This window comes from Morganella sp. Je.2.23 (assembly GCF_051129855.1).
Taxonomy (GTDB): Bacteria; Pseudomonadota; Gammaproteobacteria; order Enterobacterales; family Enterobacteriaceae; genus Morganella; species Morganella sibonii.
Map to the genome: position 1 here is coordinate 88,903 of NZ_JBCPSQ010000001.1, position 23,536 is coordinate 112,438.

22 protein-coding genes and 6 tRNA genes are annotated in these 23,536 nt (G+C 50.8%); 12 read left to right on the top strand and 16 right to left on the bottom strand.

Annotated elements, in window-relative coordinates; genetic code table 11:
* Positions 1-182 precede the first annotated feature (182 nt).
* The 9 genes from AAZR23_RS00390 to nagB all read right to left on the bottom strand — a co-directional run bounded on the left by AAZR23_RS00390 (position 183) and on the right by nagB (position 4,295).
* Positions 183-257 (bottom strand) — tRNA-Gln (locus tag AAZR23_RS00390).
* A gap of 21 nt (positions 258-278) precedes the next feature.
* Positions 279-355 (bottom strand) — tRNA-Met (locus tag AAZR23_RS00395).
* 37 nt (positions 356-392) lie between these two features.
* Positions 393-467 (bottom strand) — tRNA-Gln (locus AAZR23_RS00400).
* A gap of 48 nt (positions 468-515) precedes the next feature.
* Positions 516-590, bottom strand: a tRNA-Gln gene (locus AAZR23_RS00405).
* 39 nt (positions 591-629) lie between these two features.
* Positions 630-714: transfer RNA gene (locus tag AAZR23_RS00410), tRNA-Leu, on the bottom strand.
* An 8-nt stretch (positions 715-722) separates the two neighbouring features.
* Positions 723-799: transfer RNA gene (locus tag AAZR23_RS00415), tRNA-Met, on the bottom strand.
* Between the two features lie 190 nt (positions 800-989).
* Positions 990-2,225: a DNA-binding transcriptional regulator NagC gene (nagC, locus tag AAZR23_RS00420; protein WP_166708926.1), complete on the bottom strand. Its 1,236-nt coding sequence runs from the start codon at positions 2,223-2,225 to the stop codon at positions 990-992.
* 13 nt (positions 2,226-2,238) lie between these two features.
* On the bottom strand, positions 2,239-3,402 hold the full coding sequence (nagA, locus tag AAZR23_RS00425) for an N-acetylglucosamine-6-phosphate deacetylase (RefSeq protein WP_046893691.1): 1,164 nt from the start codon (positions 3,400-3,402) through the stop codon (positions 2,239-2,241).
* A gap of 83 nt (positions 3,403-3,485) precedes the next feature.
* Positions 3,486-4,295, bottom strand: a complete 810-nt coding sequence (gene nagB / locus AAZR23_RS00430) for a glucosamine-6-phosphate deaminase (protein WP_046893692.1) — start codon at positions 4,293-4,295, stop codon at positions 3,486-3,488.
* 429 nt (positions 4,296-4,724) lie between these two features.
* Between nagB and nagE the strand changes: the two genes are divergently transcribed.
* Together nagE and glnS are read left to right on the top strand one after the other, a co-directional pair.
* The gene (nagE, locus tag AAZR23_RS00435) at positions 4,725-6,752 is read left to right on the top strand and encodes an N-acetylglucosamine-specific PTS transporter subunit IIBC (RefSeq protein WP_052926245.1); all 2,028 of its coding nucleotides are present in this window, start codon (positions 4,725-4,727) and stop codon (positions 6,750-6,752) included.
* Positions 6,753-6,926: 174 nt separating this feature from the next.
* Positions 6,927-8,594, top strand: coding sequence for a glutamine--tRNA ligase (glnS, locus tag AAZR23_RS00440; RefSeq protein ID WP_046893694.1), 1,668 nt, complete (start codon positions 6,927-6,929; stop codon positions 8,592-8,594).
* Between the two features lie 131 nt (positions 8,595-8,725).
* Here glnS and fur read toward each other — a convergent pair whose 3' ends face one another.
* The 3 genes from fur to ybfE form a co-directional block, all read right to left on the bottom strand.
* Entirely contained in the window at positions 8,726-9,175 is a 450-nt protein-coding gene (fur, locus tag AAZR23_RS00445; protein ID WP_046893695.1) for a ferric iron uptake transcriptional regulator, read from the bottom strand.
* A gap of 178 nt (positions 9,176-9,353) precedes the next feature.
* Complete coding sequence (gene fldA, locus AAZR23_RS00450) at positions 9,354-9,884, bottom strand: flavodoxin FldA (protein WP_046893696.1); 531 nt, start codon at positions 9,882-9,884, stop codon at positions 9,354-9,356.
* Positions 9,885-10,031: 147 nt separating this feature from the next.
* Positions 10,032-10,325, bottom strand: coding sequence for a LexA regulated protein (gene ybfE, locus AAZR23_RS00455; RefSeq protein ID WP_004235627.1), 294 nt, complete (start codon positions 10,323-10,325; stop codon positions 10,032-10,034).
* 298 nt (positions 10,326-10,623) lie between these two features.
* Between ybfE and AAZR23_RS00460 the strand changes: the two genes are divergently transcribed.
* Positions 10,624-10,878 (top strand): hypothetical protein, encoded by a 255-nt coding sequence (locus AAZR23_RS00460; protein WP_052926243.1) that lies wholly within the window; start codon positions 10,624-10,626, stop codon positions 10,876-10,878.
* 30 nt (positions 10,879-10,908) lie between these two features.
* Here AAZR23_RS00460 and ybfF read toward each other — a convergent pair whose 3' ends face one another.
* Entirely contained in the window at positions 10,909-11,688 is a 780-nt protein-coding gene (gene ybfF, locus AAZR23_RS00465; RefSeq protein WP_434689837.1) for an esterase, read from the bottom strand.
* Between the two features lie 258 nt (positions 11,689-11,946).
* Between ybfF and seqA the strand changes: the two genes are divergently transcribed.
* Positions 11,947-12,501 (top strand): replication initiation negative regulator SeqA, encoded by a 555-nt coding sequence (gene seqA / locus AAZR23_RS00470; RefSeq protein WP_166707227.1) that lies wholly within the window; start codon positions 11,947-11,949, stop codon positions 12,499-12,501.
* A 47-nt stretch (positions 12,502-12,548) separates the two neighbouring features.
* Positions 12,549-14,189: a phosphoglucomutase (alpha-D-glucose-1,6-bisphosphate-dependent) gene (pgm, locus tag AAZR23_RS00475; protein WP_046893700.1), complete on the top strand. Its 1,641-nt coding sequence runs from the start codon at positions 12,549-12,551 to the stop codon at positions 14,187-14,189.
* Positions 14,190-14,249: 60 nt separating this feature from the next.
* Here the strand turns inward: pgm and AAZR23_RS00480 are convergent, their stop codons facing one another.
* A complete protein-coding gene (locus AAZR23_RS00480) occupies positions 14,250-14,678 on the bottom strand; it encodes an EamA family transporter (RefSeq protein ID WP_314047681.1) in 429 nt (142 codons plus the stop codon).
* Positions 14,679-14,954: 276 nt separating this feature from the next.
* Here AAZR23_RS00480 and AAZR23_RS00485 point away from each other — a divergent pair, with 276 nt between their 5' ends.
* Positions 14,955-15,167, top strand: coding sequence for a YbfA family protein (locus AAZR23_RS00485; RefSeq protein WP_046893701.1), 213 nt, complete (start codon positions 14,955-14,957; stop codon positions 15,165-15,167).
* Between the two features lie 126 nt (positions 15,168-15,293).
* Entirely contained in the window at positions 15,294-16,037 is a 744-nt protein-coding gene (locus AAZR23_RS00490; protein ID WP_166707230.1) for a type 2 GTP cyclohydrolase I, read from the top strand.
* 58 nt (positions 16,038-16,095) lie between these two features.
* Here the strand turns inward: AAZR23_RS00490 and AAZR23_RS00495 are convergent, their stop codons facing one another.
* Positions 16,096-17,244 carry a multidrug effflux MFS transporter gene (locus AAZR23_RS00495; protein WP_434689843.1) on the bottom strand — a complete coding sequence of 383 codons (1,149 nt, stop codon included), beginning with the start codon at positions 17,242-17,244 and terminating at the stop codon, positions 16,096-16,098.
* Positions 17,245-17,348: 104 nt separating this feature from the next.
* On the opposite strand from AAZR23_RS00495, the gene AAZR23_RS00500 reads away from it, so the two are divergent.
* Positions 17,349-18,113, top strand: coding sequence for an AraC family transcriptional regulator (locus AAZR23_RS00500; RefSeq protein WP_166707232.1), 765 nt, complete (start codon positions 17,349-17,351; stop codon positions 18,111-18,113).
* 72 nt (positions 18,114-18,185) lie between these two features.
* On the opposite strand, the gene AAZR23_RS00505 is transcribed toward AAZR23_RS00500, so the two are convergent.
* A complete protein-coding gene (locus AAZR23_RS00505) occupies positions 18,186-19,478 on the bottom strand; it encodes a citrate synthase (protein ID WP_166707233.1) in 1,293 nt (430 codons plus the stop codon).
* 589 nt (positions 19,479-20,067) lie between these two features.
* On the opposite strand from AAZR23_RS00505, the gene sdhC reads away from it, so the two are divergent.
* From sdhC to AAZR23_RS00525, 4 genes are read left to right on the top strand one after another with little or no spacing between them, the layout of a single operon-like run.
* On the top strand, positions 20,068-20,457 hold the full coding sequence (sdhC, locus tag AAZR23_RS00510; protein WP_046893704.1) for a succinate dehydrogenase cytochrome b556 subunit: 390 nt from the start codon (positions 20,068-20,070) through the stop codon (positions 20,455-20,457).
* A complete protein-coding gene (gene sdhD / locus AAZR23_RS00515; RefSeq protein WP_046893705.1) occupies positions 20,451-20,810 on the top strand; it encodes a succinate dehydrogenase membrane anchor subunit in 360 nt (119 codons plus the stop codon). Before sdhC ends, sdhD begins: the two co-directional genes overlap by 7 nt.
* Positions 20,811-22,577 carry a succinate dehydrogenase flavoprotein subunit gene (gene sdhA / locus AAZR23_RS00520; protein ID WP_046893706.1) on the top strand — a complete coding sequence of 589 codons (1,767 nt, stop codon included), beginning with the start codon at positions 20,811-20,813 and terminating at the stop codon, positions 22,575-22,577. It abuts the gene before it with no gap.
* A 34-nt stretch (positions 22,578-22,611) separates the two neighbouring features.
* Positions 22,612-23,328, top strand: coding sequence for a succinate dehydrogenase iron-sulfur subunit (locus AAZR23_RS00525; RefSeq protein WP_046893707.1), 717 nt, complete (start codon positions 22,612-22,614; stop codon positions 23,326-23,328).
* Positions 23,329-23,536 lie beyond the last annotated feature (208 nt).

Consider the following 23,536-nt stretch of genomic DNA (forward strand, 5'->3'; position numbering starts at 1 on the left):
GACAGCAGGCAAAAACGAAAAGCCGCTGTAAACACGTCCGTGTGCGCTCAGGCGCGTCATCCCTGACGCGCATGCTTTTCGTTGTTTTTGCCCGCTGTCGCGCGTTGTACATTGAGTACAAATGAAATCTTTATCCGGATTCAGAAAAGCAAAAAGCCCGTCAGAGACGGGCTTTCAGAATTTGGCTGGGGTACCAGGATTCGAACCTGGGAATGCTGGAATCAGAATCCAGTGCCTTACCGCTTGGCGATACCCCAAAATATACTTATTGCAAAAGATGGTGGCTACGACGGGATTCGAACCTGTGACCCCAACATTATGAGTGTTGTGCTCTAACCAACTGAGCTACGTAGCCATCTTTTACTGCTTTAACAAAGCCGTTTTTCAGAATATGGCTGGGGTACCAGGATTCGAACCTGGGCATGCCAGGATCAAAACCTGGTGCCTTACCGCTTGGCGATACCCCACCTGAAAAACGAGGCTTATCATACTTCATTTTTCCACTGAGTGGAAGATGGCTGGGGTACCAGGATTCGAACCTGGGAATGCCAGGATCAAAACCTGGTGCCTTACCGCTTGGCGATACCCCATCCGGAAATACAATAAGCAACAACGAATGTCACGAGAAATGGTGCGGGAGGCGAGACTTGAACTCGCACACCTTGCGGCGCCAGAACCTAAATCTGGTGCGTCTACCAATTTCGCCACTCCCGCAAAAAAGATGGTGGCTACGACGGGATTCGAACCTGTGACCCCAACATTATGAGTGTTGTGCTCTAACCAACTGAGCTACGTAGCCATCTTTTTTTTGCGTGACCTTCATCGGCGTTGCGGGGCGCATTATGCGGATTACAGCCAAAAGCGTCAACTGCTTTTTGCAGATATTTTGATGAAATCCGTTTGTTTGCCTGCATAATAATCACTTTGAAGATAAACAGAACAAAAAACAGGATAAAATCACAGAGTTGATGCATTTATCAGGCAGCAGATTATTCTTCCGCATCCGGTTTGTTTTCGAGAACATGCAGCAGCAATTCACCGTACAGCATGGCCCGTTTTATCAGGGCAAATGCACCGATAGCGGAGTTTGGCGGCAGCTGTGAAATCACGACCGGCAGATCCTCGCGGAAATTTTTCAGTGACTGCGTATTTATGCAGCTTTGCAGTGCGGGCAGAAGGACATTTTCAGCAGCGGTTATCTCACCGGCAATCACGACTTTTTGCGGGTTAAACAGGTTTATTGTGATAGCAATGGCTTTTCCGAGAGAATTGCCGACCTGTTTTATCACTTCAGCCGCAAGAGCATCGCCCCGGTTTGCTGCCCGGCAGATAGCACGAATGGAGCAGTTATCCGGTGTTAATTCGCTTTCAAACCCTTGTTCCAGCTGATGTTTTACCCGTGTTTCAATAGCGGCATCCGATGCGACGGTTTCCAGACAACCGAAGTTTCCGCAATGACAGCGCCCGCCGAGCGGATCAATCTGAATATGGCCTATTTCACCGAGATTACCGCGCCGGTTAAGCAGGATCTGATTGTTGATAATGATCCCCGCCCCGGCTCCGCGGTGAATACGTACCAGCAGAGAATCCGCGCAGTCGCGGGTGGCACCGAAATAGTGTTCAGCCAGCGCGAGGCTGCGGATATCATGCCCGGCGTAGCAGGGCAGGTTAAAATGCTGATGGAGATTTTCGGTCAGCGGCCAGTCACTGACGGTAATATGCGGCATATAGCGGACAATGCCGAGATCAGGGTCGACCAGCCCCGGCAAAATCACCGCAATGGCGATCAGCTCACGGATACGGCGCTGTTGCGCCTGCCTGAAATTATCGATCAGTGCGATAAGTTTTGCTTCCGCATCCGCCTGAGAGGTGGCTTCCAGGGGACTGGTTTCCTCTGCAATGGCACGTCCGCTGAGATCAAACAGTGCGATGGTGGCGTCATGGCGGCCGAGACGCACGCCGATGGTCTGGAAAGCGCGGTGCTCGGAAATAATGGAGATAGCGCGGCGTCCGCCGGTGGATGCCTGCTGATCCACCTCTTTTATCAGGCCGCGCTCAAGAAGCTGACGGGTAATTTTGGTGACGCTGGCGGGGGCCAGCTGGCTTTGTTCGGCAATCTGAATACGTGAAATCGGGCCGGAACGGTCTATCAGGCGGTAAACTACCGCCCCGTTCAGCTGTTTGACTAAATCAATATTACCTATCTGCGGAATTCCGTTACCCATCGGCATCTTTTACTCATGATAAATGAACCACATTCCCGTTAACGATTGTCATACAGACAGAAAAATCAGCGGTGAAGGCGGTCAGGTTGGCAATACTGCCGGATTTAATACTTCCCAGTCTGTCCTGAACACCAATTGCCCGTGCCGGATAGAGTGTGGCCATGCGCAGGGTTTCATCCAGCGGGATACCGACATGCTGAACACAGTTTGCCACTGCGCGGATCATGGTGAGCGAAGAACCACTCAGAGTGCCGTTTTCGTCCACACATAAACCATCACGATAATATATCGTTTTGCCGGCAAAGATAAAATGATCCAGCTCGCTGGTTTGCGGATCAAGTCCTGCCGGCGCGGTGGCATCGGTGACCAGAATCAGCTTGTCGCGCTTGAGGGCTTTACTGTTGCGGATATTCGGCCAGGAGACATGCAGGCCGTCAGCAATAATCCCGGCATATATTTCAGAGGTATCATAAATCGCACCGATCAGTCCGGGCTGGCGGCCGGAAATATACGGCATCGCATTAAACAGGTGAGTGGAGAGGGTAATTCCGTTTTCAAATCCGGCACGGGACTCTTCATAGCTCGCATTGGAGTGCCCGGATGAAACCACAATGCCGGCATCCGTCAGTTTGCGGATAACAGCGGGCTCAACCATTTCCGGTGCCAGGGTGAGTTTGGTTATCACATCTGCGTTGTCACACAGGAAATCGATCATCGCGGCATCCGGTTTGCGGATATAAGCCGGGTTGTGCGTGCCTTTTTTCACCGGGTTGATATACGGCCCTTCAAGATGCAGCCCCAGCGCCTGGTTTTTATGTGTTTTCAGATAGTCGCGCATGGTGCTGACACTCAGTTTCATCAGCGAATCGGGGCTGGTGATCAGTGTCGGCAGGAAGCTGGTGCAGCCGGTACGCTCATTGGCTTTCTGCATAATGTCCAGGGTGCGGACAGTGATATCGTCCTCATTGTCATTAAACTGTACGCCGCCGCAGCCGTTGACCTGCAAATCAATAAATCCCGGGGAGAGGATGGCACCGCCCAGATCACGGGTATCAATTCCGTCCGGTAACTCACTGACCGGACACACGCTGCGGATTAATTCGCCGTCAATAATGACCGCGTGGTTTTCCAGACGATCGTGACCGGTATAAATAATGGCATTGGTTAATGCGTACATAACGCCTCCTGGGGGAGAGAATACTTATTTAAAGATAAGACAACACAACAAAAACCGCCCGGATAAAGGGCGGTCAGCATCGGTTATTCAGCAGAAAATTGTTCGATAATGTCAGATTCAAGATGACAGAAATACTTCAGGGTTTTCACTTTCAGCTCAAGTGTGGCCGGTTCATCACATACCACAATGGCTTTCGGATGGATCTGGACACAGGTAATCGTCCACATATGATTCACTGAGCCTTCAACCGCCTGCTGTACCGCCATTGCCTTGTTATGGCCGGTGGCAAGGATCAGCAGCTCTTTGGCATCCATCAGGGTACCGACACCCACAGTGAGTGCATACTTAGGCACTTTATTAATGTCATTATCAAAGAAACGGGAGTTGGCGATACGGGTTTCCGGGGTCAGTGTTTTGACACGGGTGCGAGAGGTCAGTGATGAGCCCGGTTCGTTGAACGCGATATGACCGTCATTACCGACGCCGCCCATAAACAGCTGTACGCCGCCGTACGCTTTTATTTTCGCTTCATAGCGTTCACATTCCGCATCAGTATCCGGGGCATTGCCATTCAGCAAATTGATGTTTTCTGCCGGGATATCAATGTGGTTAAAAAAGTTTTCATGCATAAATGAGTGATAGCTCTGCGGATGTGATTCCGGCAGGCCGATGTACTCATCCATATTAAAGGTTACCACATGACGGAAGCTGACTTTTCCGGCCTGATGCAGGGCAATCAGCGCCTTGTAGGTCGCCAGAGGGGTGCCGCCGGTCGGCAGTCCCAGAACAAACGGGCGCTCTGCCGAAGGGCGGAACGCATTGATTTTGTCAGCGATGTACTGTGCGGACCACTGACCGACATCCTGCGCTTTCGCAAGAGGGATTAAACGCATATCAATTCTACCTCATTAAGTTATACCGGATTATCGGCCCGGTACCTGCTGTGTTGTCTCAGGAAGATTATTCCCTTCTCATCTATAACATGAATACCCGGGATTTATTAGTCACGGGGGAGAATACAGCCGCCGGAAAAGATATTTTTTATCTTAAAATAAGTTTTGTGTGACTGCCAGCATTTTAACCAGCCGGTGATGAATATTGGTGACAATAATCACAAATCACAGCTATTTAATTTGCGATGCAAAATAAACTTTTTAGACTGGTACGTATAGTTGGCAGTAAAATAAGTGTTACACAATCCGGCGGGTAATCAGGCCGGTTGTTAAATAATCCGGTTGTACACAATAAGGCAGTCAGTCATGACTGTGATAATAATGCAGTAAAACAAAAAGGCCGTTCGTCAGGGCGGCAAGGGGGAGTGAGTGGGTATACTGAACTATCTGCAGCGGATTGGCCGGGCACTGATGGTGCCTGTCGCCACATTACCGGCTGCGGCAATTCTGATGGGGGTCGGCTACTGGATCGACCCGACGGGCTGGGGTGCGGACAACGTGGTTGCCGCGTTCCTGATTAAATCCGGTGCGGCGATCATTGATAACATGTCAATGCTGTTCGCTATCGGTATCGCGTACGGGATGTCAAAAGACAAAGACGGTGCGGCAGCACTGACCGGTTTTGTCAGCTTTATGGTGGTCACCACTCTGTGTTCCACCGCGACAGTCGGTATGATTCAGGGTATCCCGCCGGAAGCTGTTCCGGCGGCATTCAGTAAGATCAACAACCAGTTTATCGGTATTCTGGTCGGTGTTATTTCTGCTGAACTGTATAACCGCTACAGCGGTGTTGAACTGCCGATGGCTCTGTCATTCTTCAGCGGCCGTCGTCTGGTGCCGATCCTGGCATCATTTGTGATGATTCTGGTTGCTGCGGTGCTGATGTATGTCTGGCCGGTCATTTATGATGCACTGGTTTCCTTCGGTAAGAGCATTAAAGACCTGGGCGCATGGGGCGCGGGGATTTACGGCTTCTTTAACCGTCTCCTGATCCCTGTCGGTCTGCACCACGCACTGAACTCTGTATTCTGGTTTAACGTGGCGGATATCAACGATATTCCTAACTTCCTGGCCGGTCAGCAATCTATTGATGCAGGCACAGCGGTTGCGGGTATCACAGGCCGTTATCAGGCCGGTTTCTTCCCGATCATGATGTTTGGTATTCCGGGTGCTGCGCTGGCGATTTATCACTGCGCCAAACCGGAAAATAAAGCAAAAGTGGCCGGTATTATGATCGCCGGTGCCTTTGCCGCGTTCTTCACCGGTATCACCGAACCGATTGAATTCTCCTTTATGTTTGTGGCACCGGTGCTGTATGTCATTCATGCTTTCCTGACCGGTATCTCTCTGTTTATCGCTGCAACCATGCAGTGGATCTCCGGTTTCGGCTTCAGTGCGGGGCTGGTGGATATGGCGTTGTCCTCACGCAACCCGCTGGCGACTAACTGGTATATGCTGATTTTACAGGGGCTGGTTTTCTTTGCCCTGTACTATGTGGTGTTCCGCTTTGTTATCACCAAATTCAACCTGTTAACCCCGGGCCGCGAAGCGGCGATGGCAACCAACGATACCGTTGATGGTTACAGCGAGAATGTCAGCAGCAATAAAGATGAGAAAAAATCCATCAGCAGCGAAGCGCGTCAGTATATCGCGGCTGTCGGCGGATCAGATAACCTGACCGGTATTGATGCCTGTATCACCCGTCTGCGTCTGACCGTGAAAGATTCTGCGCAGGTGAATGATGCTTATGCGAAAAACATCGGTGCTTCCGGTGTTATCCGTCTGAACAAAGAGAGTGTGCAGGTGATTGTCGGTACCCGTGCCGAACTGATTGCCAACGCGATGCGTGATGTGCTGAAAGAGGGCCCGGTGGCTCCGGCTCAGGCAGCCGCAGCCGCCCCGGAGGCGGTTAAAGCCAAAGCGCAGGGCGACGGTAACGTGGTACTGACGCTGGTGGCACCATTCGACGGTGAAGTGGTTGATTTATCTGCTGTACCGGATGAAGCATTTGCAAGTCGTGTTGTCGGTGACGGTATCGCTATCAAACCGGAAAGTGACACCGTATATGCGCCGGCAGCAGGTACCGTGGTGAAAATTTTCGATACCAACCATGCGTTCTGCCTGGAAACGGATAATGGTGCGGAGATTATTGTTCACATGGGTATTGATACCGTGAATCTGAACGGTAATGGCTTTACCCGCCTGATTGAAGAGGGTGCACAGGTTGCGGCCGGTGATGCGGTACTGAAACTGGATCTGGCTTATCTGAACGAACACGCCAAATCGATGATAAGCCCGGTAATCATCAGTAATATCGACGATTATGATCGCGTGGAGATTGTTGCCAAAGGTCTGGTTAAGGCAAACGAATCTGAGTTGTATCACGTCATTAAATAAGTGATTGCAGTTATGATAATAACGGGAGGCATCTGCTTCCCGTTTTTTTATCTGTTTTTTGCGCGAAGGCACCTGTCCTGCTGATATTTCCGTGATCAAGTGGTTGTATATGAGCGCATCATATCGGATGATATGGGGTTATTAACGCGCATATTGCATTGAGGAATTATGACAATGAACGAGGCTGATGCCCGCCCGACAAACTTTATTCGTCAGATTATTGACGAAGACCTGGCTTCCGGAAAACATACCACGGTTCACACGCGCTTCCCGCCTGAGCCGAACGGATACCTGCATATTGGTCATGCAAAATCAATCTGCCTGAATTTCGGCATTGCACAAGACTATCAGGGGCAATGCAATCTGCGTTTTGATGATACCAACCCGGTGAAAGAAGACGTGGAATACGTCAATTCCATTGAAAACGATGTCAAATGGCTCGGTTTTCAGTGGAGCGGCAAAGTCTGTTATTCCTCTGACTATTTCGACACGCTGTATAACTACGCTGTTGAGCTGATCAACAAAGGCCTGGCGTATGTCTGCGAATTAAGTCCGGAAGAAATCCGCCAGTACCGCGGTACCCTGAAAGAGCCGGGCAAAAACAGCCCGTACCGTGACCGCACCCCGGAAGAGAACCTCGCGCTGTTTGAAAAAATGCGTGACGGCGGCTTTGAGGAAGGGAAAGCGTGTCTGCGTGCCAAAATTGATATGGCATCCTCCTTTATGGTGATGCGTGACCCGGTTATTTACCGTATTAAATTTGCCACACACCATCAGTCCGGTGATAAATGGTGCATCTATCCGATGTACGATTTCACGCACTGTATTTCTGATGCGCTGGAAGGGATCACTCATTCACTTTGTACCCTGGAATTCCAGGATAACCGCCGTCTGTATGACTGGGTTCTGGATAACATCACCATCGATTGTCATCCGCGTCAGTATGAATTCTCACGTCTGAATCTCGAATACACCGTGATGTCCAAGCGTAAGCTGAATCAGCTGGTGACCGAGAAATTTGTTGAGGGCTGGGACGACCCGCGCATGCTGACCATTTCCGGTCTGCGCCGCCGTGGTTATACTGCTGCCTCTATCCGTGAATTCTGCCGCCGTATCGGCGTTACCAAACAGGATAACAACGTCGAAATGGCGGCGCTGGAATCCTGTATCCGTGACGATCTGAACGAAAGCGCACCGCGTGCGATGGCCGTTATTGATCCGGTGAAAGTCGTGATCGAAAACATGCCGGAAGGCGATGTGATGGTGACCATGCCGAATCATCCGAACAAACCGGAAATGGGCAGCCGTGAAGTGCCGTTCAGCCGTGAAATCTGGATTGACCGTGCTGACTTCCGTGAAGAAGCCAACAAACAGTACAAGCGTCTGGTGCTGAATAAAGAAGTGCGTCTGCGTAACGCGTTTGTGATTAAAGCGGAACGTGCGGATAAAGACAGCGAAGGCAATATCACCACTATCTACTGTACTTATGATCCGGAAACCCTGAACAAAGATCCGGCTGACGGCCGTAAAGTGAAAGGTGTTATTCACTGGGTCAGCGTGAAACACGCGGTACCGGCGGAAATCCGTCTGTATGATCGTCTGTTCAGTGTGCCTAACCCGGGTGCGGAAGATGACTTCCTGGCAACACTCAACCCGGATTCTCTGGTGATCCGTCAGGGCTTTGTGGAGCCGTCACTGGTCGCCGCAGACAGCAGCAAGCCGTATCAGTTTGAGCGTGAAGGGTATTTCTGTGCCGATGCCAAATTATCCTCAGCGGATAAATTAGTCTTTAACCGGACTGTCGGCCTGCGTGATACCTGGGCAAAAATGGAAAGTAAATAACAGATAACACATTGTTACTGATATAAAAAAAGCCGTTCATGCGAACGGCTTTTTTGTTTGTGTCTGACGGAAAAAACACAATAAAAAAGGTGCATTATGCACCTTTCATACAATTCGGTTACCGGAGAGAATTATTTTTTCTCGTCGTGGATACCATCATCAGAACGGCAGTCGCCATCCGCACAGTGGCCGTACAGGTACAGGCTGTGGTTGGTGAGTTTAATACCATGGCGTTCCGCGATATTTTTCTGACGTGTCTCAATGGATTCATCACTGAACTCAATGACTTTACCGCAATCCAGGCAGATCAGGTGATCGTGGTGGTGTTGCTGGGTCAGTTCGAATACGGATTTACCGCCTTCAAAATTATGGCGGGTGACGATACCGGCATCATCAAACTGATTCAGAACGCGGTAGACAGTTGCGAGTCCAATCTCTTCACCGATATCGATCAGTTTTTTGTAGAGATCTTCCGCACTGACGTGATGGCACTCCGGATCCTGTAACACTTCCAGAATCTTCAGGCGGGGAAGTGTGACTTTCAGTCCTGCATTTTTCAATGCTTTATTGTTATCGGTCATGCGGATTTAGTCCTATATTGTCGCTGGTGAGCGCACTTCAGGGGAACGCTCAACGGCTGAACACAATGCCCGGCTATCAAAAGGCGTCAGGTGCGATTCGCCTGACCGATGCCGGACCGGATAATAATATCATTACATAAATAAGCAGAATTATCATTCGCAATTTACGGGGTAACCCTTAAATTGCCAGAATCTCGTCGAGACTCATTTCTTCGCGGATCTGCTCAACCCATTTTGCCACGCGTTCGTTCGTCAGCTCAGGCTGGCGATCTTCATCAATCGCAAGGCCGATAAAGTGACTGTCATCTGCCAGTCCTTTTGACTCTTCAAAGTGGTAGCCTTCTGTCGGCCAGTGACCCACGATGGTGGCGCCGCGCGGCTCAATGATGTCACGGATGGTACCCATGGCGTCACAGAAATACTCTGCGTAATCCTCCTGGTCACCACAACCGAAGATCGCCACAATTTTACCGCTGAAATCAATTTCTTCCAGCGTCGGGAAAAAATCATCCCAGTCACACTGTGCTTCGCCGTAATACCAGGTCGGGATACCCAGCAGCAGGAAATCAAACCCTTCGATGTCCTCTTTGCTGCACTTGGCAACATCCCTGACTTCTGCGACATCATCGCCGAGTGATTTCTGAATCATTTTAGCGATATTTTCTGTGTTACCGGTGTCACTACCGAAAAATATACCTGCGATTGCCATAAATAAGCCTCTCAACCGAAAATCTCTGTACCTGCAAAAAGGACGCCGCAGCGACAACAAGCAGAAATTATAACTATTTCATCTTTATAAATACTATTCTGACGAAAACAGTATTTGAAGTCTGTCAAATTTGTGTGGTGTGTCGTCTCACAATTTGGTGCATAAATCTGAACGCTGAAGATAATCAAGCAGAATTTGCTCGATAAGTTCTCCCCGGTTCACGTTTTCTTCGTATGCCAGCTGGTTCAGGGCATCGACAATATCCGCATTCAGTTTGAGCTCAACACGGCGTAATCCGTTAACTTTGTCACGCCGCAGCTGATTGCGTTTGTTAATCCGCAACTGCTCATCACGGGAGAGCGGGTTTGTTTTCGGGCGTCCGGGCCGGCGTTCATCAGCGAACAAATCCAGCGTGGTACGATCCGTTTGTTCTTTGGCCATAATTTTACTACGAAAATGCGGATTACAATGATAAACGCGCAATGATACACCGCCATCCCGCATACCGCCACCGCTTCGCGGTCTGTTGCCGCGGATTTTGTACAGATTGATTAACATCGCACCGCACGGCGGCAGTGTTATCGCGGATGATATGGCGGATTGATGGTTTTTTGATTGCAATTATCATTATGAATATATTAGAAAAAAGAGATCGTTCCCATCAGGATAACGGAGTGTTTTTGACGGCGGGCATTACGTAGTATGTATTTTCGGCAAGGGAATAACAGAGGACGCGTACATGGAACGTATCTCAGAACCAGCACTATCATCGCGTATGTCACACAAAAAGCGTCTGTCCGGCAAAAAAGTAAAACAGATACTGGCCGTATTAAGCGGCCCGCTTCAGTATTTTTGTCTGATTTTATCGGGCTGCTGCCTGCTGGATATCTGCGTTGATTTGCCGGGACAGGATGTCAGACAGCAGGTACGTTCTGTTGTGGCCTGGTGGCAGGAGAGTGACACTGACAATCTGATACTGAGTTTCCGTCAGTGAATAAACGCCGCCGTGACGGCGGCACCGGTATCAGGCTTTATCCAGGAAACGGTCGATGGCGCGCAGAACCGCGTCCGGTTTTTCGGCATGTACCCAGTGTCCGCATCCGGCAATCACATGTGCGGTTGCCTGCGGGAACTGCGCCATAATCGCGTCGCGGTATTCCGGTTTCACATAGGATGAATTACCGCCCGGGATAAGCAGCAGCGGAACCTGTTGCGGGGGCAGGGTTTCCCAGCCGATGATGGATTCATACTGCGCTTTGATCACCGGCAGATTGAATTTCCACTCTCCCTGTTTAAAGGATTTCAGCAGAAACGGGATGACGCCATCTTCACGGATGCGCTGCGCCATAATTGCGGCGGCGTCTGTCCGGGTGCTGACACCGGCAGCGGTGACATCTTCCAGTGCCGCGATAATCTCATCGTGACGGCGTACGCCGTAAGCTACCGGTGCCATATCAATAACAATCAGCTTTTCAGTGATATCCGGTGCCAGTGCCGCCAGCGCCATGGCAATTTTTCCGCCCATGGAGTGGCCAATCACAATCGCTTTTTCAATATTCAGGGCACGGATAAGATCAAGCACATCCTGCGCCATTTCCCCGTAAGTCATGGATTGCGCACGTGGTGAATCACCGTGGTTACGGACATCAATCTGTACCACGGTATGCGTTTTCCGCAGTTCACGGCCAAGCACCCCGAGATTATGCAGATCACCGAACAGACCATGGATAAGTATAATGGGTGTGGTGTGATGTGATATTTCAGGCGTGAATATTTCATGATGAAGTAATGCAGGTAATTTCATATTAACAACCGATCCGCAGAGCAAAACAGGCAGCTATGATGACACGGCCGCCTCCGGAAACCAACATGTTAAGCAAATGTTTCTGCACCGGATTATGCGTCAGGAAACGATAACTTACTGATTTATTTTTTAAATGCCGGATGTGGCAAACTGCGGTGGTTTTTAGTTTAAGTTATTGAAATTTTACTTGTTTTGTTTTGCGTTTTTCTATCTTATAATAACGTGTTTCGCGTTAACGAATAAAAGAACCGGGTAGAAATGAAAACAATCGATGTAGATGAAGAACTTTATAGTTATATTGCCAGCCACACACAGCACATTGGCGAAAGCGCATCGGTAATTTTACGCCGTATGCTTAATTTAGGCCCGCAGACGCCGGATGCCACCTGCGCACCTGCTGTAACGGACAGCGCAGATAATAACATCCCGCAGGTTACCGCCCGTCCGGTGAAAACCGTTTCTCAGGACCCGGTCCGCGTCATGCGCGAGCTGCTGTTATCTGACACCTATTCAGAGAAAAAGAAAACGATCGATCGTTTTATGCTGGTGTTATCCGCACTGTATAACATTGATCCGGACGGGTTCAGTAAAAGCACGGATGAGCTCCACGGCCGCACCCGCGTATATTTTGCCGGTGATGAACACACGCTGCTGGCCAGCGGTAAAACCAGCAAACCGCGCCACATTCCGGGCACACCGTTCTGGGTTATCACCAACACCAATACTCAGCGCAAACAGAGCATGGTAGAACAGATTATGCAGGGAATGGGCTTCCCGGCAAATACTGTCGAGAAAGTCTGCAATACCCTGTAAGGGGTATTTATCTGCCGGTGACGGCGTAATCAGGGGAGAATGACACAGTGGCTCATACGCACCCGCGGGCTGGTCAGCCTGCGCAGCAATCCGATTTAATCAACGTGGCGCAGCTGACCTCTCAGTATTATACCCTTGCACCTGATGCGGCGGACCCGGCACAGCAGGTCAAATTCGGGACTTCCGGCCACCGCGGCAGCGCGGCGCGCGGCAGTTTTAACGAAGCACATATTCTGGCGGTCACTCAGGCTATTGCCGAAATCCGTCAGCAGCAGGGTATTACCGGGCCGTGCTATGTGGGCAAAGATACGCACGCGCTGTCTGAAGCTGCGTTTCAGACTGTATTGTCTGTACTGGCTGCCAATAATGTCCGCGTTATTATTCAGGAAAATAATGGTTTCACCCCGACACCGGCGGTGTCACATGCCATCCTGACTTACAACCGGGCACATACGGATAAAGCTGACGGCATTGTAATCACACCGTCACACAATCCGCCGGAAGACGGCGGCATCAAATATAATCCGCCGACCGGCGGCCCGGCGGATACTGACCTCACCTCTGTTATCGAAAAACGCGCTAACGACCTGCTGGCCGGTCATATGGCACAGGTAAAACAAATGCCGGTGTGTGAGGCGCTGCGCAGTCCGCTGGTGAGTGCAGTCAACCTGATTGAGCCGTATGTCAGCTCGCTCAGTGATGTGATCAATATGGATGCTATCCGTAACGCGAAACTCAAAATCGGTGTGGACCCGCTGGGTGGTGCCGGGATTGAGTACTGGAAACGCATCCGTGATTTTTATGACCTCGATATTGAGCTGGTCAATGAACAGGTGGATCAGACATTCCGCTTTATGCCGCTGGACCATGACGGTGTGATCCGCATGGATTGCTCCTCGAAATGGGCAATGGCCGGGCTGCTCAGTATGCGTGACCGCTTTTCACTGGCTTTCGCCAATGACCCCGATTACGACCGCCACGGTATTGTGACGCCGAAAGGGCTGATGAATCCGAACCATTATCTGGCAGTTGCGATTAACTATTTATTTCAGCACCGCCCGGACTGGCCTGCGTCTGTTGGTGTCGGTAAGACGCTGGTGTCCAGCGCAATGATTGATCGCGTGGTGGCTGATTTGCAGCGCGATCTGGCAGAAGTTCCTGTCGGGTTTAAGTGGTTTGTTGACGGACTGTATAACGGCACACTGGGCTTCGGCGGTGAAGAGAGCGCCGGTGCTTCTTTCCTGCGTTTTGACGGCACGCCGTGGTCAACCGATAAAGACGGTATTATCCTCTGCCTGCTGGCCGCGGAACTGACTGCCGTGACCGGTAAAAACCCGCAGCAGCATTATGATGAGCTGGCAGAGAAATTCGGGTCGCCGTGCTACAGCCGGATTCAGGCTGCGGCGAGTCATGCGGAGAAATCCCGCTTATCGAAACTGTCCCCGGAAATGGTAACCGCAGATACTCTGGCCGGTGATCCGATCACGGCACGCCTGACCACAGCTCCGGGGAACGGTGCATCGATCGGCGGTCTGAAAGTGATGAGTGAGCAGGGATGGTTTGCCGCGCGTCCTTCCGGTACGGAAGATGCCTATAAAATCTACTGTGAAAGTTTCCGTGGCCCGGAACATCTGGCACAGATAGAAAAAGAAGCGATTGAGATAGTTAACCAGGTGATTGCAGACTGACGCATTCCCGGAAAAAGCGACGCGGAGCGGATCTTCCCCTCCGCGTTTTTTTTACCGGTTTTATCCGAGAGCAACCATCAGTGCGCCAAGCGTGATCAGAGCGACACCGCCTGCGGCAATCAGAGAAATTTTTTCGCCGAACAGAATCACGGCAAAAATCACGGCAAAAACCACACTCAGTTTATCAATCGGGGCAACCTGTGAAACCTGCCCGTTTTTTATCGCCATAAAGTAAAAAAGCCAGGAAAGGGCACCGGCAATACCGCTCAGTGCAATAAAGAACAGCGCTTTACGATTTTCGATTATCTCACTGATAAGATTAAGTTTTCCCTGAACCACCACCACGCCGACCAGAAACAGCGCCATAATCACGGCACGGATCGCGGTTGCGGTATTGGCATCCAGATGCTGCAATCCCATTTTCCCGAAGACAGCAACCATTGCGGCACTGATGGCAGACAGCAGGGCATAAACCAGCCAGGCACTCATAATAAATAATTCCCATTATCAATTAGCAACAGGAATATCATAAGGTATTTTCATCACTGTGGTAGCTTAATTTTTTAATGATAAATATGTTAACAAAATGATAAAAAATAACAATTACGTAATTTAATTACCGGGAAAAGGGCGTTTTGTGCGCATTGTGCCGGGTTTAAGTGGTCAGATGAGTGGTAAAGTTTCACCAGCCGGGTTAATATGAAAGTGAAATACATTCGGTGATTATTGCCATTTTGCGATAATCCGTTATTAAGGAGGGTCTCAATGTCAACATTTCAGGAATATCCGTTGCATAAGGTTCTCTTGCGCCGTGCCGGTGCAGTCTCTTTAGGTATCCTGGCGTTCCCGTTCATGTTGTTTTACCGGGATCGCGCCCGCTTCTGGAGTTATCTGTACCGCGTGTGGACCAAGACGAGCGATAAGCCGGTCTGGCTGGCACGTTCAGAGAATGCGATCAGCAGTACACAGCATCACTGATACCGGCATCCGGCAGCAAAAGAGGCGCCCGGCGATATTATCGCGGGGCGTTTTTTTTGTCTGTAAATTGCTATTGGCAGGCCGGAAAGGTATGGTAAAGCGTATCCGCACGGACAGGAAAAAAGTATGAATCACATTGAATTAGAACAGATTATTAATGAAAAACTGGCAGTACAGGAATTTCAGGATTATGCCCCGAACGGTTTACAGGTTGAAGGACGTGAACAGGTTCAGCGGGTGGTAACCGGCGTCACCGCCTGTCAGGCATTGCTGGATGAAGCGGTAAGACTGAATGCGGATGCAGTGCTGGTGCATCACGGTTATTTCTGGAAAAACGAGCCGGTCAGTATCCGCGGAATGAAACAGCGCCGGATCAAAACACTGCTGTGTAATGATATGAATTTATACGGTTATCATCTGCCGCTGGATGCGCATCCGGAACTGGGTAATAACGCGAAACTGGCAGAGCTGATGGGGGTTACGGTGACCGGACAGGTCGACCCGTTACTTCCCTGCGGAGAGTTTGCGCAGCCGGTCAGCGGTGAGGAACTGGCACAGCGTTTACAGCAGGGGCTGGATCGGGAGATTCTGCATTGCGGGGATAATGCGCCTGCTCAGATTAAAAAACTGGGCTGGTGTACCGGTGGTGGTCAGAGCTTTATTCAGGCAGCAGCTGATGCCGGTCTGGATGGTTTTGTGACCGGCGAGGTATCAGAGCAGACAATTCATATCGCCCGTGAATGCGGAATGCACTTCTTTGCAGCGGGCCACCATGCTACCGAACGCGGCGGAATTCGTGCACTGGGTGAGTGGTTACAGGCTGAACACGGTCTCGACGTGATATTTGTGGATATTCCGAATCCGGCATAACACGTAACAAGAAGAAAGCCGGTCATCTGACCGGCTTTTACTATATGGTTATCATGTCTTACTGCGCGGTTTGTGTACTTTGCCGTGCGTTGCGCGGTGCACAGATAAGTGTTCCCGCGGCGCAGATAAACAGTGACATACCGAGATTCTGGCTCAATCCGGCCAGCGCCAGTCCGCCGCCAATCAGCAGGTAATACATCAGACCCAGCAGGGCGCCTGCGGTACCGAGGCGATCGCGGTAATCCTGTAACACACCGGCCAGAATATTCGGAATGGCCAGCCCGTAGGAAACAACAACTCCGGTGACCGGCAGTACGAACAGGACCGAGTCAGATAACAGCCAGACCGAAGAGGCACTGATAATCCCGATCACAGCCGCCAGACGGATCAGTGAATGGGTGTGCCATCCGCGTTTGAGTAACCGCCGGTTAATCAGTGATCCGGCTGCAACACCGAGAGCCAGCAATAATCCGCTGTAACCGAATTCCTGTTGTGTTAATCCCAGTTCACTGAAATAAAACGGTGCTAACTGGTAATAACTGAACAGACTGATATTCAGAAAGGCAATCAGCAGCACATTACGCAGGATAAATCCGTCTCTCAGCATCTGTCCTGCTGTTTCCGGCAGAGAGATGGCGGTAATATGAACCGGTGCTGTTTCCGGCAGCCGGAGTGCAGTCCAGACCAGTAAAACAACGGCCAGTACCGCAAGCCCGGTAAAGACGCCCTGATAACCGGCAAAACCGGTCAGTGCCGCGCCGCTGAACATACCCAGCGCCGGACTGACAGCCAGTGCGATCCCCATAACAGAGAACACCTTTGCCAGCTCATCGCCTCTGTAACAATCACGCATGATGGTTTGTGTGCCGACTGAGCCGACCGCCGCCCCGAAAGCAGACAACATCCGCAGGATCAGTAATACACTGAAATCCTTCGTGATAACCGCACCGCAGGATGCGGCCGCGTAAAGTGTGAGCCCGCTCAGCATGGTGCGTCTGCGGCCTGCAATATCACATAAGCGTCCCCAGGTGATCACGCCAAAAGCAAAGGCAAAAAAGTACAGTGACAGTGTCTGCCCTGCCTGTGCCGCACTGACACCAAAGCCTTGTGCAATATCTGTCAGCGCCGGGCTGTAAATGGTTTCCACTATCTGCGGGAACATCATCAGCGCAACGGCGAGCGTTAATGTCGGTTTTTGTATTGTCATTTTTGTCCCCTTTTCTGTAACTGAAATGAACGGGACGAAGATTAGCAAAAGAGAGGATGTCTTATTATAATAATCCGGACATTCTGTTTATCAAAAGGGACAACATGGCGTGGCTGAAACAAAGTGATGAATTTGATGCAGACAGCTATTCCGCACCGCTGATTGGTATTGCCGCAGAGATGGCCGCACAGCATGATTCCGGCTTTCACCGTCATCAGCGCGGACAATTGCTGTTTACTGAACGCGGGGCGATTCAGATCACTCTGACTGATACGTTATCAGTGCTGCCGCCGACGCGGGTGGCGTGGATCCCGCCGCGGATGCTGCATCGTGTGCAGATGTTTGAGGCTGTCGGTTACCGGTCGCTGTATCCGGATGCGCAGCTCAGCGCCTGCCTGCCGGCAACCTGTGTCATTTCCGGGGTATCGCCGCTGCTGCGCGAGATCCTGTTTTTGTTTGCCGGGCTGCCGTTTGACAGTGACTGGACACAACCACGGTTACAGCATCTGTTACCGGTATTTATGGATGAGATGGCGCTGGCCGGACGCGAAGATATGCAGTTACCGCTGCCGTCTGACCGGCGGCTGAAAACGCTTGATCCGCAGATTTTGCCGCCGCCGCTGAATGAACTGGCATCGCGCTGTGGTGCGGGGGAAAAAACGATCACACGGATTTTCCGCCGGGAAACCGGCATGAGTTATCAGCAATGGCGGCAGCAGTGGCGACTAATTAAATCTGTTGAACTTTTGGCGAAAAAATACCGCAGCAGTGATATTGCACAGGCACTCGGATTTGCCAGTGACAGCGCCTTTGTCTCGTTCTTCCGCAAGATGACAGGAAAAACCCCCGGTGAATATATGGGGAAATGAATAAGACGTGGATAAAAATGCATAAAAAAACCCTCCGGAGAGGGTTTTATAAGGACGGATGCGGTATTAATACTATGAACAACGTTTAGTGACTTTGGTTTCAAACGAACGTTCAGTGTAACCGGTATAAAGCTGGCGCGGACGGGCAATTTTGAGGCCGTCGTCGTGCATTTCGCTCCAGTGTGCGATCCAGCCGATAGTGCGGCCGATAGCAAAGATCACGGTGAACATATTTGACGGAATACCCAGTGCTTTCAGGATGATACCGGAGTAGAAATCCACGTTCGGGTAGAGTTTCTTCTCGATGAAATACGGGTCGTTCAGCGCGATACGCTCCAGCTCCATCGCCACTTCCAGCAGACTGTCATTCAGGCCCAGCTCGTTGAGCACTTCGTGGCAGGTTTCACGCATCACTTTGGCGCGCGGGTCATGGTTTTTGTACACGCGGTGGCCAAAGCCCATCAGACGGAAAGAGTCATTTTTATCTTTCGCGCGCTCAATAAAGGCCGGGATGTGTTCAACGGTCTGGATCTCTTCCAGCATACGCAGGCAGGCTTCGTTCGCGCCGCCGTGAGCAGGTCCCCACAGGGAGGCAATACCGGCTGCGATACAGGCGAACGGGTTGGCACCGGAAGAACCTGCGGTCCGCACGGTTGAGGTGGATGCGTTCTGTTCGTGATCGGCGTGCAGGATCAGGATTCTGTCCATTGCACGTTCCAGTACCGGATTTACCACATATTCTTCACACGGAGTGGCAAACATCATACGCAGGAAGTTACCGGCGTAGGAAAGATTGTTCTTCGGATAGACAAAAGGCTGTCCGACAGAGTATTTGTAACACATTGCCGCCACGGTCGGCATTTTGGAGAGCAGACGGTAGGCCGCAATTTCGCGGTGGCGCGGATTATTCACATCCAGCGAGTCATGGTAGAACGCTGCCAGTGCACCGGTTACGCCGCAGAGGACGGCCATCGGGTGAGAGTCACGGCGGAACCCGTTAAATAAGCGGGTAATTTGCTCGTGGATCATGGTGTGGCGTTTTACGGTTTCTTTAAACTCGTCATACTCTTTCTGGCCGGGCGCTTCGCCGTAGAGCAGGATATAACACACTTCCAGATAATCAGATTTCATCGCCAGCTCTTCGATAGGGAAGCCGCGATGTAACAGGATACCTTCATCACCGTCGATATACGTGATTTTGGATTCACAGGACGCAGTGGAGGTGAAGCCTGGGTCAAAGGTGTAGTAGCCTTTTCCGCCGAGCGTCCGGACATCGACTACGGGCTGGCCGAGAGTCGGGCTCAGGATATCCAGATCAGTAACCCTGACGCCGTTTAGTGTCAGCTCCGCCTTTATATTAGACATGTAGGTCTCCTTAGCGCATTTATTATTTGTTTTGCAATCTTTTGTGATAACCACGGGTGCGTTACCTGAATGGATACCGTACCTGGTGTTACGTTATCCGGTACGGCGCACTAATGTGTTATCAGATTGTTAGTGAAACTTTGTGTTGCGATAAAAGTTATGTTGTACAGCAAGATATTGTGCATTTTTTGCAAGTTACACTTTTGCATAAGTTTGCACTTACGGGAAGTCTTTCTTGCCGGTAATCGTCAGTTTAATTTTTGTATTTAACCACATAATGTAATTCAATTGTTGTCAAAATGTCACAAGTAATAATAATGGTCGTTTTTATTGTGTGAACCGTGATCTTATTCACTGTTCTGGCTAAATCTGACCAAACATTTTGTATGGGAATTGTAATCATATTGTGAAGTCCATATACTGCCCCAAGGTCTCCGGAATTCCCTGAAGCAGGAGCACCCAGCGTAACTGAATCATTACTTTTGTAAAACAATACGGATGTGGATTTTACTTAAGGATTGTTCTTATTTCCCCAGCGCTGTCTGATTTCCGCCCGGGTCCGGAGGAAGGAAAAATAATAAAGAGCTGTGTGGGCAAAATTGTGAAAAAACAACGACCTGTCAATTTAGACTTGCAGACGATCCACTTTCCGATCCCTGCAATCGCTTCAATTTTACACCGTGTCTCAGGCGTCATTACCTTTGTTGCTGTAGCGATTCTGCTGTGGCTGTTAGGATTGTCGCTGTCCTCACCGGAAGGGTTTGCGCAGGCTGCTGATATCATGAGCGGTTTCTTCGCGAAGTTTATCCTCTGGGGCATCCTCACTGCATTGGCTTATCACATCTGTGGCGGTATCCGTCACATGTTAATGGATTTCGGATTTGTTGATGAAACACTGGCTGCCGGTATTTCATCCGCGAAGATTTCCATGGTTCTGACTGTGATTTTAGCCGTGTTGGCGGGGGTTCTGGTATGGTGAATAATTCAAAAATCAGTGCGACCACGCTCGGCCGTAACGGTATTCAGGATTGGTTAATTCTGCGTGCCAGTGCGATTGTGATTACACTTTATGTACTCTACCTCATCGGCTTTGTAGCCTTTACTTCAGACATCACTTATGACGTCTGGCGTGGCTTCTTTGCCTCTTCATTCACTCAGGTGTTCACCACGCTGACATTGATAGCCATTCTCGCCCACGCCTGGGTCGGGTTATGGCAGGTGCTGACGGATTACGTCAAGTGCCTGAGCCTGCGTCTGCTGCTGCAATTTATTGTGATTATTGCACTGGCCGCTTATGTCATTTACGGTTCAATCATTGTGTGGGGTGTCTAAATGAGCTTACCTGTCAGAGAGTTTGACGCAGTTGTTATCGGTGCAGGCGGCGCAGGTATGCGCGCGGCACTCCAGATTTCTCAGTCCGGCCTGTCCTGTGCCCTGTTATCCAAAGTGTTTCCGACACGCTCTCATACCGTATCCGCCCAGGGTGGTATCACGGTGGCGCTGGGGAATACCCATCCGGATAACTGGGAATGGCATATGTACGATACTGTAAAAGGGTCGGATTACATCGGTGACCAGGACGCGATTGAATACATGTGTAAAACCGGCCCGGAAGCGGTGCTGGAACTGGAACACATGGGATTACCGTTTTCCCGACTGGATGACGGCAGCATTTATCAGCGCCCGTTCGGCGGACAATCCAAAGATTTCGGGGGCGAGCAGGCTGCACGTACTGCCGCTGCAGCTGACCGTACCGGTCATGCACTGCTGCATACGCTGTATCAGCAGAACCTGAAAAATCACACCACGATTTTCTCCGAATGGTATGCCCTCGACCTGGTGAAAAACCAGGACGGCGCCATTATGGGCACCACCGCTATCTGTATCGAAACCGGTGAAGTGGTCTATTTCAAAGCCAAAGCCACTATTCTGGCAACCGGTGGTGCAGGGCGCATCTATCAGTCCACCACTAACGCCCATATCAACACCGGTGATGGTGTCGGCATGGCCGTTCGTGCCGGTATTCCGTTGCAGGATATGGAAATGTGGCAGTTCCACCCGACCGGGATTGCCGGTGCGGGGGTTCTGGTCACAGAAGGCTGCCGTGGTGAGGGTGGTTATCTGCTCAATAAAGATGGCGAACGCTTTATGGAGCGCTACGCACCGAACGCCAAAGACCTTGCCGGGCGCGACGTGGTTGCCCGTTCCATTATGATCGAAATCCGCGAAGGCCGTGGTTGTGACGGCCCGTGGGGACCGCATGCGAAACTGAAACTCGACCATCTGGGTAAAGAGGTGCTGGAATCCCGTCTGCCGGGTATTCTGGAGCTGTCACGGACATTCGCTCACGTTGACCCGGTCAAAGAACCGATCCCGGTTATCCCGACCTGCCACTATATGATGGGCGGTATCCCGACCAAAGTGACCGGTCAGGTTGTGAGCATGAATGAGCAGGGCGAGGATGTGCTGGTTCCGGGCCTGTTTGCTGTCGGTGAAATTGCCTGTGTATCTGTTCACGGCGCAAACCGCCTCGGCGGTAACTCGCTGCTTGACCTGGTGGTCTTCGGCCGTTCAGCCGGTCTGCACCTGAAAGAGTCCATTCTGGAGCAGGGCGCAATGCGCGATGCCGGTGAATCGGATGTTGATGCGGCGCTGGCGCGTCTGAACCGCTGGAACAACACCCGCAGTGGTGAAGATCCGGTGACTATCCGCAAGGCTCTGCAATCCTGCATGCAGCATAACTTCTCGGTATTCCGTGAAGGGGATGCGATGGCAAAAGGACTGGAAGAGCTGAAAGCCATTAAAGAGCGCCTGCAGTATGCGCGCCTGGATGACACCTCATCAGAATTCAACACTCAGCGTATTGAATGCCTGGAACTGGATAACCTGATGGAAACGGCGTATTCCACTGCAATGGCCGCCAACTTCCGTACTGAAAGCCGTGGTGCGCACAGTCGTTTTGACTACCCGGATCGCGATGATGCGAACTGGCTGTGTCATTCCCTGTACCTGCCGCAATCTGAAACCATGACACGTCGTGCGGTGAACATGCAGCCTAAGCTGCGTGAACCTTTCCCGCCGAAGATTCGTACTTACTGATGTGTGGTGATGAGGCATTTGCGGAGAGAATACTATGAAAGTTGAATTTTCAGTTTATCGCTATAACCCGGATGTGGATAACGCACCTCACATGCAGAACTATCAGCTGGATGTGGAAGAAGGCCGGGACATGATGGTGCTGGATGCATTGATCCAGCTGAAAGAGCAGGACCCTAGCCTGTCATTCCGCCGTTCCTGTCGTGAAGGGGTGTGCGGGTCTGACGGTATTAATATGAACGGCAAAAACGGTCTGGCCTGTATCACACCGCTGTCGGCACTGACGAAAGGCGGCAAAAAGGTGGTGATCCGCCCGCTGCCGGGTTTACCGGTGGTGCGGGATCTGGTCGTGGATATGGGGCAGTTCTACGCGCAGTATGAAAAAATCCGTCCGTATCTGATCAACGACAACAAAAACCCGCCGGCGCGTGAGCATTTACAGTCACCTGCGCAGCGTGAAAAGCTCGATGGTCTGTACGAATGTATCCTGTGTGCCTGCTGCTCGACGTCCTGCCCGTCTTTCTGGTGGAACCCGGATAAATTTATCGGCCCGGCCGGTTTATTAGCGGCGTACCGCTTCCTGACAGACAGCCGTGATACCGAGACAGAATCCCGCCTTGACGACATCAGTGATGCTTTCAGCGTATTCCGCTGTCACGGCATTATGAACTGCGTCAGTGTCTGTCCTAAAGGGCTGAATCCGACAAAAGCAATTGGTCATATTAAATCAATGTTACTGAAACGCAGTGCATAATTGACTTTATTCTGCTTAAACGATTGATAATAATAAGATGCCTGCAAGGCAGGCATCTTTTACCAACCCGTAACAATAGGCATAATCTATCGCAGTAAGTGTTAGAAGCGACAATAAATGTAGTTAATTGTGATTAAGATGTGAGTTTTTTGGTTCAAATGTAAGTATGGTTATAGACAGCACAGGGATTTTCAGCAACGGTTATTCC